General features: G+C 37.5%; 1 protein-coding gene. It reads left to right on the top strand.

The features are described 5' to 3' along the window. Window positions 1-33: 33 nt before the first annotated feature. The coding region (locus DNJ75_RS15185; RefSeq protein WP_117004216.1) for an MFS transporter at window positions 34-614 on the top strand (581 nt) is incomplete at its 3' end.

Genomic DNA, 614 nt, shown 5'->3' with positions numbered 1-614 from the left:
TATTTAAAGCAATCACCTAGGGGAGAATAATAGATGAATCTTAAACAAATAAAAACTCTAGCAATTTCAGGCTGTGGGGCAGGTATCGAATACTATGACTTCGCAATCTTTGCATACTTTACACCCATTTTAGCAAAAGCATTCTTCCCAGAAGAATCTACCACACTGGGCGTCCTGTATGCTTTTATTATTTTGGCTCTAGGCTATTTCATTCGCCCTGTTGGAGGGCTTATTTTTGGTATAATTGGTGATCGTTATGGCAGAAAGACAAGCTTCTTTTTCACAATGCTAACACTGGCAATAACAACATTCATCATGGCGATAATGCCAACTACTCAAGACATTGGTATTGTTGCTGCTATCATATTTGCTTTACTTAGGATAGTGCAGGGGATAGCTATTGGCGGTGAGATTCCAACTGCAATAACCTACAGTGTGGAATATTTTCCAAAAAGGAAAGGATTTGCTGTTAGCATAATTTTTTCATGTCTTGGATTGGGTATTTTATTAAGCACTTTCATTTTTATGCTAGTCAGTAACATTCCATCATCAAGCATGCTATATGACTATGGTTGGCGAATTGCCTTTATGTTTGGCGCTGCATTATCAATTAT

This window comes from Cysteiniphilum litorale (genome assembly GCF_003428165.1).
GTDB lineage: Bacteria > Pseudomonadota > Gammaproteobacteria > Francisellales > Francisellaceae > Caedibacter > Caedibacter litoralis.
This window is presented reverse-complemented; position numbering and strand designations above follow the sequence as displayed.